This is a genomic window from Lysinibacillus sp. UBA6686 (genome assembly GCF_002455205.1).
Taxonomy (GTDB): Bacteria; Bacillota; Bacilli; order Bacillales_A; family Planococcaceae; genus Lysinibacillus; species Lysinibacillus pakistanensis.
The window spans coordinates 1-13,356 of the sequence record NZ_DKJS01000006.1 but is presented as its reverse complement, the minus strand read 5'-3'; the positions used below and the strand labels follow the sequence as shown (position 1 = coordinate 13,356).

Annotated in this window: 13 protein-coding genes; 7 read left to right on the top strand and 6 right to left on the bottom strand. The window is 35.1% G+C overall.

Annotation, left to right across the window (positions count from 1 at the left end; genetic code table 11):
- Nucleotides 1–67: 67 nt before the first annotated feature.
- The 7 genes from B2R82_RS01340 to aroE are packed head-to-tail and all read left to right on the top strand — an operon-like array spanning nt 68 to nt 7,752.
- A complete protein-coding gene (locus B2R82_RS01340; RefSeq protein WP_376781224.1) occupies nt 68–1,057 on the top strand; it encodes a thiamine pyrophosphate-dependent dehydrogenase E1 component subunit alpha in 990 nt (329 codons plus the stop codon).
- A gap of 19 nt (nt 1,058–1,076) precedes the next feature.
- Nucleotides 1,077–2,057 (top strand): alpha-ketoacid dehydrogenase subunit beta, encoded by a 981-nt coding sequence (locus B2R82_RS01335; protein ID WP_286923161.1) that lies wholly within the window; start codon nt 1,077–1,079, stop codon nt 2,055–2,057.
- A 12-nt stretch (nt 2,058–2,069) separates the two neighbouring features.
- Nucleotides 2,070–3,356, top strand: coding sequence for a dihydrolipoamide acetyltransferase family protein (locus B2R82_RS01330; protein WP_286923160.1), 1,287 nt, complete (start codon nt 2,070–2,072; stop codon nt 3,354–3,356).
- A gap of 14 nt (nt 3,357–3,370) precedes the next feature.
- Nucleotides 3,371–4,750, top strand: coding sequence for a dihydrolipoyl dehydrogenase (gene lpdA / locus B2R82_RS01325; protein WP_286923159.1), 1,380 nt, complete (start codon nt 3,371–3,373; stop codon nt 4,748–4,750).
- 1 nt (nt 4,751) lies between these two features.
- Nucleotides 4,752–5,504 carry an SDR family NAD(P)-dependent oxidoreductase gene (locus tag B2R82_RS01320; RefSeq protein ID WP_286923157.1) on the top strand — a complete coding sequence of 251 codons (753 nt, stop codon included), beginning with the start codon at nt 4,752–4,754 and terminating at the stop codon, nt 5,502–5,504.
- Nucleotides 5,501–6,919: an aldehyde dehydrogenase family protein gene (locus B2R82_RS01315; protein WP_286923156.1), complete on the top strand. Its 1,419-nt coding sequence runs from the start codon at nt 5,501–5,503 to the stop codon at nt 6,917–6,919. The genes B2R82_RS01320 and B2R82_RS01315 overlap by 4 nt, the downstream gene beginning before the upstream one ends.
- 11 nt (nt 6,920–6,930) lie before the next feature.
- Nucleotides 6,931–7,752 carry a shikimate dehydrogenase gene (aroE, locus tag B2R82_RS01310; protein WP_286923155.1) on the top strand — a complete coding sequence of 274 codons (822 nt, stop codon included), beginning with the start codon at nt 6,931–6,933 and terminating at the stop codon, nt 7,750–7,752.
- Between the two features lie 79 nt (nt 7,753–7,831).
- Here the strand turns inward: aroE and rpoN are convergent, their stop codons facing one another.
- The 6 genes from rpoN to B2R82_RS01280 form a co-directional block, all read right to left on the bottom strand.
- On the bottom strand, nt 7,832–9,079 hold the full coding sequence (rpoN, locus tag B2R82_RS01305) for an RNA polymerase factor sigma-54 (RefSeq protein WP_286923154.1): 1,248 nt from the start codon (nt 9,077–9,079) through the stop codon (nt 7,832–7,834).
- A gap of 237 nt (nt 9,080–9,316) precedes the next feature.
- Nucleotides 9,317–9,730, bottom strand: coding sequence for a MarR family winged helix-turn-helix transcriptional regulator (locus B2R82_RS01300; RefSeq protein WP_286923153.1), 414 nt, complete (start codon nt 9,728–9,730; stop codon nt 9,317–9,319).
- Nucleotides 9,731–10,369: 639 nt separating this feature from the next.
- Nucleotides 10,370–11,029 (bottom strand): hypothetical protein, encoded by a 660-nt coding sequence (locus B2R82_RS01295; RefSeq protein WP_286923152.1) that lies wholly within the window; start codon nt 11,027–11,029, stop codon nt 10,370–10,372.
- A gap of 2 nt (nt 11,030–11,031) precedes the next feature.
- Nucleotides 11,032–11,439, bottom strand: coding sequence for a permease prefix domain 1-containing protein (locus B2R82_RS01290; protein ID WP_286923151.1), 408 nt, complete (start codon nt 11,437–11,439; stop codon nt 11,032–11,034).
- Nucleotides 11,436–11,765, bottom strand: coding sequence for a PadR family transcriptional regulator (locus B2R82_RS01285; RefSeq protein ID WP_054771633.1), 330 nt, complete (start codon nt 11,763–11,765; stop codon nt 11,436–11,438). Before B2R82_RS01285 ends, B2R82_RS01290 begins: the two co-directional genes overlap by 4 nt.
- A gap of 176 nt (nt 11,766–11,941) precedes the next feature.
- Nucleotides 11,942–13,132 carry a M14 family metallopeptidase gene (locus tag B2R82_RS01280; protein WP_286923150.1) on the bottom strand — a complete coding sequence of 397 codons (1,191 nt, stop codon included), beginning with the start codon at nt 13,130–13,132 and terminating at the stop codon, nt 11,942–11,944.
- Between the last annotated feature and the right edge of the window lie 224 nt (nt 13,133–13,356).

Genomic DNA, 13,356 nt, shown 5'->3' with positions numbered 1-13,356 from the left:
CATCAATAAAAGTTGGCATGCTTTTTGCATTAATAATTAATGTAAATATTTTTAGGAGGTTCTAAATATGTCAAATGAATTATTATTTCAGGAATTAGGCTTAGACAATCAGGATTTAAAGAAAATGTTGTATGACATGATTCTCATCAGAAAGTTCGAAGAGACATTGAAACAACTCTATCAACAAGGAAAAATTCATGGAACTATGCATCTATGTATTGGTCAAGAGGCTACAGCGGTAGGTGCTTGTTTCCCACTAAATAACGAAGATAAGATTACAAGCACACATCGCGGCCATGGACATAGTATTGCTAAAGGAACAGATGTTAATAAGATGGTCGCAGAGCTACTTGGAAAGGTAACAGGCCATTGTAAGGGTAAAGGTGGTTCAATGCATATCGCTGATATGACAGTTGGGAATCTTGGGGCGAACGGTATTGTAGCAGCTGGTCTCCCGCTTGGTGTCGGCGCTGCTTTAACATCTAAAATGAAGGAATTAGGCTATGTAGTACTATGCTTCTTCGGAGATGGTGCAACAAACGAAGGGGCGTTCCACGAATCCCTGAATCTTGCTTCAATTTGGAAGCTTCCTATAATTTTCTTCTGTGAAAATAATCTATATGGAATGTCAGGTTCTATTAAGGAAATGACAAATATAGAGTCCATTGCTGTCAGAGGATCGAGCTACGGAATTCCTAGCGAAACGATTAACGGTAATAACATTTTAGAGGTTATTAAAGCGACACAAGCTGCAGTCGAACGTGCGAAGCAGGGTATGGGTCCTACTTTAATTGAAGCGGAAACTTACCGATGGGAAGGACATTCAAGAAGTGATGCTCGAAAATATAGAACGCGCGAAGAGGAGAAGGAATGGAAGAAAGCTAAGGATCCAATCGAAGCTTTTAAGGAAATTCTAGTTTCTAATAATGTCATAAATGAAAACGAATTCATAGAGTTAAACGAAAAAGCTCAAAACCAGATGAAAGAAGCGGTTGAATATGCTGAAAATAGTGATGATCCAAGTTTAGATACTTTAATGACAGATATTTATGCCTAGGGGAAAAGGAGAAATCAAGATGAGAGAAATTAGTTATTCAGAAGCTATTAAAGAAGCAATGACTCAGGTAATGCGTGAGGATAATGACGTATTTATTATGGGCGAGGACATCGGAGTATATGGTGGTGCTTTTGGTGTCACAAGTGGAATGATTGATGAATTTGGTCCTGAACGAGTTCGCATTACTCCTATTTCAGAAGCAGCAATTAGTGGCTGTGCGGTAGGTTCAGCAATGACAGGCATGCGCCCAATTTTAGAAATTCAATTTTCGGATTTTGTTGTAATTGCTATGGATAATATCGTAAATCAAGCGGCGAAAATGCGCTATATGTTTGGAGGGAAAGCAAAGGTTCCTATGGTAGTTAGATTACCAGCTGGCTCCGGTGCAGGATTTGCAGCACAACATTCACAGAGCTTAGAAGCCTGGATGACACATATACCAGGCCTAAAAGTTGTACAACCTTCCAATGCTTACGATGCTAAGGGGTTACTAAAAGCTGCAATAAAAGATGACAATCCAGTTCTAGTCTATGAGCATAAAATGCTTTATAACCTAAAAGGAGATGTGCCTGAAGAATCTTATGAAATTCCTCTTGGAGTCGCAGATATTAAACGAGAGGGGAAGGACATTACTATTATTGCTACAGGTATGATGGTAAATCATGCGGTAGAAGCTGCACAAAAGCTAGAACAAGAGGGAATTGATGTGGAGGTAATTGACCCAAGGACACTTGTTCCGTTAGATGAAAAAGCAATTTTGGAATCTGTCAAGAAAACTGGAAGAGTACTAGTCGTTTATGAGGCAGTGAAAAGAGGCGGATTTGGTACAGAAATTGTTAGTTTAATCGCAGAGAGTGATGCCTTTGATTACTTAGATGCACCGATTTTACGATTAGGTGGAATAGAGGCACCAATACCATACAACCCAAAACTTGAAAAGGCTGCAATCCCTCAAGTATCAGATATTTATCAAAAATGTTTAGAATTAATGAACAAATAGAGGTGAACTAAAATGGCAAGAGAAGTGGTAATGCCCAAATTAGGAGCAACGATGGAGGAGGGCATCATTGTTAGTTGGCTAGTAAATGATGGTGAGTTTATCGAGGAAGGCGATCCCATTGCTGAAATTCAAACAGATAAAATTGTTCTAGAAGTAGAAGCTGAATCTTCAGGACATCTATTAAAAAAATTATATGATGCAGGTAGTACGGTAAAAGTACATGAAGTTATTGCCTATATGGGTGAAGAAAATGAGGCAATAGAGCAAACTGAAAACTTCTCAGAATCAAAAGAAAATAAATTGGAAGAAGTCAATGAGCAAGAAAAAGTGCGAAAAACACCTGCTGCCAACAAGCTTGCAAAAGATAATGGGGTTGACCTTTCTCTTGTATCTGGGACAGGTCCAAACAGTCGCGTACAAAAACAGGATGTCGAAAATTACTTACAACAAGATACATCTAAAATCACGCCATTGGCACAAAAGATGGTTCAGGATCTAAAGATAGATGATAAAGATTTAATTGGCTCAGGACAGCACGGTAAAATAACGAAAAAGGATGTCTTGTCTGCTGTTACTAAGACAACATCAGCACAAGAGAGAGAATCTTCACAGCTCAAAAAAGTACCGTTAAAAGGCATGAGAAAAGTCATTGCAGAGCGAATGAGCGAAAGCTATTACACCGCACCACATGTAACATTGACAACAGAAATCAATATGACGGAATGTGTAATTCTGCGTAAACAATTACTACCTGTCATTGAGAAAGAAACAGGGTATCGATTATCCTATAATGATTTAATTGTTAAAGCAGTTGCACATACATTATCTAAAAATAAAGCATTAAATATTTCATTACAGAATAACGAAATTCATTTTTATGAAGAGGTCAATATTGGATTTGCTGTTTCTCTAGATGAAGGTTTAGTAGTACCAGTAATTGAAAATACAGATCAAATAGGCTTAGCGGAGATTGTAAAAAGAAGTAAAGAAATAGTTGCAAACATAAAGAATGGAAAATTAAGTCCAGAGTATTTTGAAAACGGTACTTTTACGATTAGTAATTTAGGTATGTATGCTGTGGATTCATTTACACCGATTATTAATCAGCCACAGTCAGCGATTTTAGGTGTAGGAAGAATTGTGGAAAAGCCAGTTGTAAAAAATGGCGAGGTAGTTATAAATTCAATGATGCAATTATCATTATCGTTTGATCATCGAATAATTGACGGAGCACCGGCAGCTCAGTTTATGACAGACTTGAAAGAAAATCTAGAAAATCCATTTAGAATGCTTGTTTAAGTTGAGGTGAGAATATGACAACATTTGATGTAATCATAATTGGCGGAGGCCCTGGCGGATATGTTGCTGCGTTGAGGGGAGCTAGTGAAGGACTAAGGGTTGCGCTTATAGAGGCTGAACAGCTTGGTGGAACTTGCCTGAATCAAGGCTGTATCCCATCAAAAACCTATCTAAAAAATGCAGAAATACTAGAGGAAATTGAGCAAGGAAAGCAACGTGGGATTTTAGTAAAAGACGTGGAATTTTCCATGGAGGGTATGGTTACCTACAAAAATTCCGTTCTTAAAAATTTAAGAATGGGTATTCAATCTTTATTAAAAGCTAGAAAAGTAGAAGTATTTAATGGAGTAGGATTAATAAAAAATTCTCAAGAGGTTGAAGTCATTTCAAATAATGAAAAGACTATTCTTTCAACAAAAAATATTATTATTGCAACAGGAAGCCGTCCACTTATTCCGAAAGTAGAAGGCTTAGAGAATGTGCAATATCATACAACAGATACAATTTTTGATCTTAAAACATTACCGAAGTCTCTAACGATTGTTGGTGGTGGGGTAATAGGCGTAGAGCTAGCAGATGTATTTAGCAGTTTAGGATCGAAAGTGACGATTATTGAATATAGCAACAGAATTATTGCTATGGAGGATGAGGAAGCCTCAAAAGCTTTACACAAAAAGCTTCACGACAAAGGAATTAATATTTTAACAGACCACCTTGTGACAAGTGTAAGTGAAGAAAATGGATGTAAGATGCTAGTGGTTGAGAAGAAATCGGGCGAGAAAGTTGTCATTTCTTCAGAAGAGCTACTTATCGCAGTAGGGCGGACACCTAACGATTCTGCGACCAAGCACATAGATCTAGCATATAATGGAGCATTTATTAAAGTTAATGACTATTTACAAACCAATATTTCAACTATTTATGCGGTCGGAGATGTAATAGGTGGATACCAGCTTGCTCACGTTGCAAGTGCAGAAGGGTTAACTGTTATTGAGAATATTTTAGGCAATCAAAAGAAAATGGATTATTCTATCGTGCCAAGATGCATTTATACAAATTTACAAATTGCAAGTATTGGCCAATCAGAAAATGACTTGAAAAGTAAGGGTGTTGATTACACAGTTACTAAATATAATCTTTTTGGAAATGGAAAAGCTCAGACTTTAGGAAAAAAAGATGGCTTTGTCAAAGTATTTACAGATTCTAAATATGGTGAAATTTATGGTATGTGTATGGTAGGTCCGTATGTAACAGAATTAATTGGACAAGGATCGGCGTATATGAGTCTTGAAGGTACCGTGTATGAAATGGCTGAAATGATTCAACCACACCCTTCTCTGTCTGAAATATTTATGGAAGTAGCTAATTTAAGTATTGGTAAAGGGGTTCATTAACATGACAGACTTCACTGAACTTTTTAATCTAAAAGGAAAAAAAATAATTGTAACTGGTGGGGCCCAAGGAATTGGACACGAATTTGTTAAGGCCTTTAAGCAGGCTGGAGCTGAAATTGTTGTTTTAGATATTTCTGATAATGTAGCGTCACTTAGCTCTTTAAATGTTGGCTATATTAAATGCGACTTAATGGAAGTCGAGAAAATAAAACTATATTTTAAACAAGCTTTAGAGCTATTAGATGGAAAATTAGATGTTCTTATTAACTGCGCTGGTATTATTAAGCGTAGTCCAGCGGTGGATGTACCATTAGATACATGGCAAAAAATATTTAACTTAAATGTCCTATCTTTATTTGAATTAAGTCGATTGGCTGCAGCTGAAATGAAAAAATTTGGACAGGGTAAAATTATTAATCTAAGCTCCATCGTATCCATTGTTGGAGCGTACAATTCTTCACCTTATTCAGCGAGTAAGGGTGCAGTACTACAATTAACAAAATCATTATCTAATGAATGGGCTCAATATGGGATTCAAGTAAATGCCATTGCCCCAGGGTATATTTTAACAGATATGAATTCCGATATTTTACAGGATCCAGTACGTAAAAAAGAATTTGAGGATCGGATTCCATCTAAAAAATGGGGTGATCCTCAAGATATTGTAGGGACAGCAATGTTTTTGGCTACCAAAGCATCTGATTATGTTACAGGTATTTTAATCCCAGTCGATGGAGGTGTTTTATCACGATGAGAAAAAATTTATATATTGATGGACAATGGAGAGAAAGTGAAATATATAGTGATTTAAAGTCACCTTATTCACAACAAACGATTGCAAATATCGCCCAGGCTTCAACTGAGCAGGTGGAAGAGGCAATCGATGCAGCACAGGAAGCATTTAAAGTAATGAGAAACCTAACAGCGTATGAGCGCTCAAATATATTAGAACAGTTGGTAAATCTATTAATTGCTAATAAAGAAAAAGCTGCAGAGATTATTTCATTAGAATCTGCGAAGCCTTTGAAATTTGCAATAGGCGAAGTAGAACGAACGATAGAAACTTATAAATTTGCGGCAGAAGAGGCAAAACGAATTTACGGTGAAGTTCTACCAATCAATGCTGCCAAAAATGGTGTAAATAAAATTGGATTAACAATTCGTGAACCATTAGGAGTGGTGGCAGCTATTACGCCCTTCAATTTCCCGATGAATTTAGTTGCACATAAATTAGGGCCAGCAATTGCGGCGGGTAATACAGTTGTTCTAAAACCAGCTTCCCAAACACCGTTATCATCCATATTTTTAGCGGAATTATTAAGTCAAACAGATTTACCTAAAGGCGCATTTAATTTGATAACTGGAAGTGGAAGAACAGTTGGAGATGTTTTAGTAGAAAGTGAAAAAGTAAAGATGGTTACGTTTACTGGAAGTCCAGGTGTTGGATTAGGTATAAAACAACGTGCTGGACTAAAGAAAGTCTCCTTGGAACTAGGATCGAATGCAGGATTAATCATCGATCAACATACAGATATTGATATGATAACTGACAAATGTGTGGTTGGGGCATTTTCAAATCAAGGGCAAATTTGCATTTCATTACAACGAATTTATGTGCATGAAAGTGTAGCAGAAGAATTTTTGCAAAAGTTTAAAGAAAAGGCTGAGAAATTGGTAATGGGAGATCCGTTGAATATAACGACTGATATTTCGACGCTGATTAGTTTAGAGGACAATAATCGTGCTCTAAGCTGGATTGATGAGGCAATAGCAGACGGAGCAAAATTAATTAGTGGAGGCCAAATAGAGGCAAATATTTTAAAGCCTACTATTTTAGCTGAAGTACCTTCGACTTCAAAAGTATCATGCCAAGAGGTCTTTGCGCCAATTGTGACAGTAAATAAAATTAGTGCTGTTCAAGAAGCGATTGATGCAATAAATGATTCTCGGTTTGGATTACAAGCTGGTATTTTTACAAATGATATTCAAAACGCTTCAAAAGCCATGCATCTTTTAGAAGTAGGTGGAGTAGTTATCAATGACATACCAACATTTAGAGTAGACCATATGCCATATGGAGGTGTGAAAGAAAGTGGTAACTGCCGAGAGGGTGTAAAATATGCTATAGAGGAAATGACAGAGTTAAAGCTAGTTATTTGGAATCAATAACAATAGAGAGGGTGATATTTATTCAAGTCTATGGTATTTTGGGAAACCCCTTAGAGCACTCGCTTTCGCCTTTACTGCAAAATGAAACCTATAAAGAGAATAATATTCAAGCCTCGTTTCAAAAATTTGAAGTGGAGGATGATGGATTAAAAAATTTTATGATGCATTTAAAATCCAGCCGTGAAGGAGGATTAATTGTTACAATTCCTTATAAGGAGAAGGTGCTTCCATATATAGATGAATTAGATATAACTGCTAAAAATACTGGTGTTGTTAATATTATTCAAGCAGTGAACGGCAAGCTTATTGGATATAATTTTGATGGTCAAGCCTGGTTAGCAGGGCTTTTACAAGAGTTTAGCCTATCAGATTTGAACGGATTGAAAATTCTTTTGATTGGATTTGGAGGAGTTGCTAAATCCATCTATTTTGAGCTCCTGCAATTTGAAGATGTTGAAATTGATATAACAAACCGTACCGTAAATAAGGTGAAAAATACGATAGATAAGCCGAATGTCAGGGTCATATCCTACGAAGAAGCTGAACAGCAAACAGTTAAATACGATATTATCATTCAAACTACCCCTATAGGTATGTGGCCCCATACAGATGCCATGCCTCTAAATATTGTACAGCTAAAAGAAAATGCAGTTGTTTCGGATGTCATCTATAATCCCCAATATACAGCATTTCTTAAGCAAGCTAAAAATTTAGGAGCCCGTATACAAAACGGTATGACCATGCTAGTTATGCAAAATCACAAGGCAATAAAAATGTGGTTTGAGAAAGATGTAAATTACAAGCAGATGGAAAACTTAACAAGAAAAAAATGACGATCATTAAAAAAATTCCCCTTTAATATATCAAAAGGTGAAGAAGAGCTTAGCTATTCTCTTCACCTTTCTTTGCATTCTACAATTCCTTTCGTTTAGAGGATGAAGGGATATTTAATTCATCTCGGTATTTAGCGATAGTTCTTCTAGATAGCTCAACCTCTTCCTGGCTGCAAATGAGCTCCAGTATTTTGTTGTCGGATAATGGTTTTTTCTTGTTTTCATTTTTCACAAGTTCAAGAATTTGTGTTTTTATTTTTTCTTTAGAGATATCTTCCCCAGAATGAGTGGTTACCTTAGATGAAAATAAATTTTTCATTAAGAAAGTTCCCCAGGGAGCCTGAATATATTTGTTCATCGTTGCTCTACTAACAGTAGATTCGTGACGATTAATAGCTACGGATATATCCTTAAGAGTCATTGGTTTTATAAATTGTAGTCCATTTTTAAGGGCTTCCAATTGCTCTTGTATTAAGTACTCCATTATAGCAATCATTGTCTCTCTTCGTTGTTCAAGGGATTGAGATAACCAGTTGTAATCCTTTTCCCATTTATTCATTTGTTTCCGGTCTTCTGCTGATAAGTACATCGACTCTATTTTCGTCATAGTAATAGAAGGGGAGAACCAATTACTTAAAGCGTAAGTAATGAAATCATCTTTAATATCAATTATGATATCGGGACGAACAACTTCAGACATACTAGAATAATCAGGTATAAAAGGCTTTGGGTTTAATGATTTTATAATATTTATAGTATATTTCAATTCTTCTTCATCTATTTGTAAACATTTTTTTATATCATTCCATTTGCGATTAGCTAATTTTTCTAAATGATATTGAATAATTTCCTTTGCAAATAATTCATCCGGATAGAAAGCATCTAGTTGTAATAGTAGGCAATGCTTTAAATTTGTAGCCCCCACGCCTACATAATCTAAATTTTTCAGAAGCTGTAAAGCGTGATTGTATTGTGACTGTGAAAATAACTGAGTTGCATTTGGTAAATAGCCAAACTCATTTAAGTTTAGAATAAGCTGTTGAAGAATCTGATAGTCTTCAGATGAATGATTAGTTAAACGAATTTCACTTAAAAGGTGATCTACATTTGATATCCTGTACTCCGTATTGTTTTCGGGTAGATTCATATATTTGCTTGTATGATAACCTTCCTTAAAGTGAAAGCTATCTTTCACTTCAATTAAGGGGTTTGAAAGTGATTGTTCTATAAGAAATGTTTCAAGCTCATCTGAAGGCATTTGTAATAGCTCTATTGCTTGTCTCAGTTGTTTTGTCATAGCTAATTTTAAATCTAATTTTTGATTCACTTCTAAACGCATGAACTCACCTCTTATATTCCATTATAATATTTATCTTAAATCGAATCAGAATATTTTTAATAGTATTTATATTAAGAAGGGTATGAATAATAATAATTTTTTAGTAGTTTATATGATATAAATCAGTTGTGCAAGTGAATAATGAACCAATGAGATAATGTGAATTTCATGAATGACCTTACATATTTTCTGGGCAATAAAAAAGGACTTCATCTTTATGAAATCCTAAAATATTTTTTTCATTAACTGATTAACATCACTCAAAACCTTAGCCATATCAGTAAGTTTTTCTTGAGAGAACTTTAAAAATAAATTTTGAACCTTAGTTTCACCATAATTCGTTAATACAATTTTCACAACACGTCGGTCCCCACTTTCTCTAACACGATGTATTAATTCTAATTTTTCCAGCTTATCGCACATTGATGTAACGGCACCAGGAGTCACACTGAAGAAATCAGCAATTTCGGTTGCTTTCATACCGGAATTTATTTTTAGCTGGAGCAAAAGAATTAGTTGATTTTGAGATAAGGATTCCCCTTCAGATAGAAGATTGACAAACATTTTCGACTTTTGCTGTATTTCCAGCATTTCTCTCATAATGACTTCTACATAAGGTAATTGATCGTTTTTTGACATAGTATCACAGCCTGTTAAATTATTTAATAATTAAATTATATAGTAAGTATATAATACGAGCTAACATTAGTGAATAATCGACCTTAATTAAATAAGGTAGTAAAATGGGCAGAAACTATCGGGGAGGAGGTAAATGATGGGGAAGCACTTTTATTATCTATGATGGTAGTATTTCCAGTGGCAAGCTTGCAATGTCTTTATATACAATGACTATTACGTTGCTAATTTTTACAATAACAAATTCGGCAACCTTTGCTTCTCTCGTCATGCTTATTTATGTAATAGGGAAAATTGTAAGTTCCTTTATCTTTCCATTCGTAACTGAAAAAATCCCTTTAAAGAAAATTTTAAGTTTTTCACTGCTTGCGCAATTTGCATTTATTTTATATTTTATATCCTCAATAGCTACGGCCTTTACAATTAGAAGAGAGTCTAAAAACTACGATGTACGATGCAATCACTGCTATGAATGATGTTAACTGAAAAAAGGACAAATCTAAAGAGCGTGCTTCGGTATTATTCAAAACATGCTCTCGTTCAAATTGAATTTATTTGATTCGACCATCCATTCATTAAATTCAATAAATTCCTTTTTTATTGCTCTATATAGGATAAACTTCCATTTCGATGTTAAACTGTTTAGATTCTCTTAGTAAAATTTGTTGAATTGTACATTTTCCTTTTATAAACATAAAAATACATGCTTAGGGGCCACCACAAGACTACAAAAATTGGGTAGATTGCCCATATAACTCTTGGTGTAGAGACAATATTTACTGTAATAAAAAAGATACTAATAAGCATTGAAGCAGTAACAGAGAATGCTACAAATGTTTTTCTTTGTGCATGATATAAAGCTAAGGGCCACCATGTGACTAAAAATGCCGGATAAATCGCCCAAGGATATGGGTGGGATAAAATAATATTTAAAATGGAATAATAAATGATAGTAGTTGCAAAGCCTACTAGCGCAATTTTTAAGGTTTTTGCTTTTTCATCCAAGTACATAAGAATTGGCCACCAGATGATTGGATAAATCGCATAGATAAACCATAAATGCTCAGGTGAATATAAATAATTTTCAATGATAAGAAATGCAATAATTATGGCACTGCAAATAACTGAATATTGTTTATACATTTTTTTAATCATAAAAAATAAAGTAATTGGCCATAGCAATAGTAATAAACAGGGATAAATAAACCATGCTGTTTGTGGTGATGTTGTATAATTGACAATTCCTAAAAATATCATGGTCATTAAACTACCAGCAATGGAAAAATTAATTAAATTCTTCATGTTTATTCACTCCATTTCTTCCGTGACCAAACAAAGTACATTGCGAGTGGCCACCATAAAATAGCGAAAATGGGATAAATCGCCCAGATTATATGGGGAGTATAATAAATGTTTATAAAGATAAAAAACGCAATAATTAAGCCACTACCCCATAGAGAAAATTCCAAATTTAATCTCGACATGTTTTTCTTTTCGGGCTCTTTTACACCTAATTCCTGTTTTAAATCCTCAATATCCCCAAACTCCACGATTGCTTTATTAATAGCATCCTCTTCCTCTTTGCCTTGATCCATTAAGTAAAATACTTTTTCTTCAAGATTTTGAATGATTTCCTGTTTGATCATTTCCGTTTCGTGGTTACGAGGAAAGTCCTTAAAAAGCTCATCAATATGATTTTTAATTTTTTTCATTCTAAGCCCTCCATAAATAAGTCGATAATTTCCTTAACTTCCGACCACTCTTTCACTAGCTCATTTAAATAAGCTTTTCCTAATGGGGTAATTCGGTAATATTTTCGTTTGCCACCGTGGGAGACATCCCCAAAGTAGGCTTCAATAACTTCCTTTTTTTCAAGACGTTGAAAAACGGCGTATAAAGTTGCCTCTTTAATTTGAAAACGATTATTTGTGCGGAGACTTATTTCCTGAGAAATCTCATAGCCATAACGATCTTTCTCTAAAATGAGTCTTAAAATAATGGAATCCAAGTGTCCGCGGATGATATCACTTCGAACCATACGTCACCTACTTCAATATATTGCTCTATCTGTTAGAGTAATATTAGCAAACATTACTCTACCTGTCAAAGTAATTTTAAACATAAAAAATCCCCTTTTATGCAGGGGATTTTTGAGGAGTATAAGCAATGTAACATTAATTAGTGACGCTTTCTTCATTCTGATAATTCAGGGATTTACATATATAATGCAGCAAGGAAGATTCCTAATGCTTCTTCGTAGATGTCGTTAAATTGGTTGATTGGTAGAGGGTTAATCCCACTTCCCAGCTCAACGGTGAAGCCTGGTCTACGCCAATCCTGAATAAACCAATCCTTATAGCCTGCATAGCTTCCAGCTGAATTGATGGGCTCATAGCCACTAACTCGACTAAATTCAGTAACAAGAATTTTAGACTCAGGAGGCTCCAAGTTTTCAAAGCCCCAATAAATCACTCTTCCCTGTGTATGAAAGGCAAGAACTCTTGCAAAATCTCGCTTCTTTGTTAAATCAGCCATAGCAATGGCCTCTGGCTCTGATAAAGGTCGTTCTCCACCATAATCCCTCGGCCCAGGTGTTTTAGGATTACGAGCACTTTCTAGCTCCCATTTCGCAGGGAACTGATCATTTAAATCAATGCCATGTATATTGGCTTTCCAACCTGAGAAATTGTTGCTCCCATTGTTCCAATTGATTAGTTGATTTCTTAATGCTTCGTCTTCAGGTGGCCCTTGTATTACTAAATTGACACCATCAGGATTGACCATCGGAACTATAGAAAGGGATGTTTGTTGATAAAGTGGAAGTGTAGAGATACCCCGTATCGTATTTTGATTGGTGAGTGAAAGTAGGTAGTCATTTAAAAATGTTAAAATAATGGGAGTTGTGATCCATTCATTTGCATGGAAGGAGCCGTTATAATGAATCCGTTTTAATCCGTTACCAATTTGAATCTCTGGAATTTCATGTCCTAACACAGAATGGCCGATTGTTGAGCTTTGTAGAAAAGGATAAGCATCAAGGAGTTTGTTTAGATCATTCATCATGATGCTATAGTCGTACCTTTGCTGTCCATTGATAATCCTCCAAGTAATTTGTTGAGGAATTCGAATGGTTTGACCTATTTGAAGGGCATTTGGGTTAAGATCAGGATTAGCAAGTAAAAGGGCTGTTAGTGGGATATTTCTATTTTGAGCAATTTGCCAAAATGAATCTCCCTGCCTTAATTGATAGTCGTTAGTAATATACCCAGGAATTCGAATACGCTGTCCAACCCTTAAAAATTGGGGGTTTATATTTCGATTCGAATCTATAATTAATTGGAGGGGGATTTTAAATACTTCGCTATAACGCCAAAGTGAATCACCAGGTCTTACGAAAATGTCCACAAATATTCTCTCCTTAGTCAAAATACTTCAATATAAAATGTATATGAAAAATGACACGATTTATTAATAGAAGAAAGCGAAATTCACATCATTTTTGTGATGAAGAGTCTTCCTTATATACATACCCCTTTGTACATCATGATAACATTATATGAAGAAGGAGCAAAAAAGAGGGGATTCTTGGTTATTTTTAATAATACAATTCACTAGCGTCGCATTAAAAT

What these genes read in the sequence shown, in the direction of transcription:
- B2R82_RS01320 (WP_286923157.1), top strand. Translation starts at nt 4,752, where the DNA reads ATGACAGACTTCACTGAACTTTTTAATCTAAAAGGAAAAAAAATAATT.
- B2R82_RS01335 (WP_286923161.1), top strand. Translation starts at nt 1,077, where the DNA reads ATGAGAGAAATTAGTTATTCAGAAGCTATTAAAGAAGCAATGACTCAG.
- B2R82_RS01340 (WP_376781224.1), top strand. Translation starts at nt 68, where the DNA reads ATGTCAAATGAATTATTATTTCAGGAATTAGGCTTAGACAATCAGGAT.
- B2R82_RS01315 (WP_286923156.1), top strand. Translation starts at nt 5,501, where the DNA reads ATGAGAAAAAATTTATATATTGATGGACAATGGAGAGAAAGTGAAATA.
- B2R82_RS01290 (WP_286923151.1), bottom strand. Translation starts at nt 11,439, where the DNA reads ATGAAAAAAATTAAAAATCATATTGATGAGCTTTTTAAGGACTTTCCT.
- B2R82_RS01285 (WP_054771633.1), bottom strand. Translation starts at nt 11,765, where the DNA reads ATGGTTCGAAGTGATATCATCCGCGGACACTTGGATTCCATTATTTTA.
- B2R82_RS01295 (WP_286923152.1), bottom strand. Translation starts at nt 11,029, where the DNA reads ATGAAGAATTTAATTAATTTTTCCATTGCTGGTAGTTTAATGACCATG.
- lpdA (WP_286923159.1), top strand. Translation starts at nt 3,371, where the DNA reads ATGACAACATTTGATGTAATCATAATTGGCGGAGGCCCTGGCGGATAT.
- B2R82_RS01300 (WP_286923153.1), bottom strand. Translation starts at nt 9,730, where the DNA reads ATGTCAAAAAACGATCAATTACCTTATGTAGAAGTCATTATGAGAGAA.
- B2R82_RS01330 (WP_286923160.1), top strand. Translation starts at nt 2,070, where the DNA reads ATGGCAAGAGAAGTGGTAATGCCCAAATTAGGAGCAACGATGGAGGAG.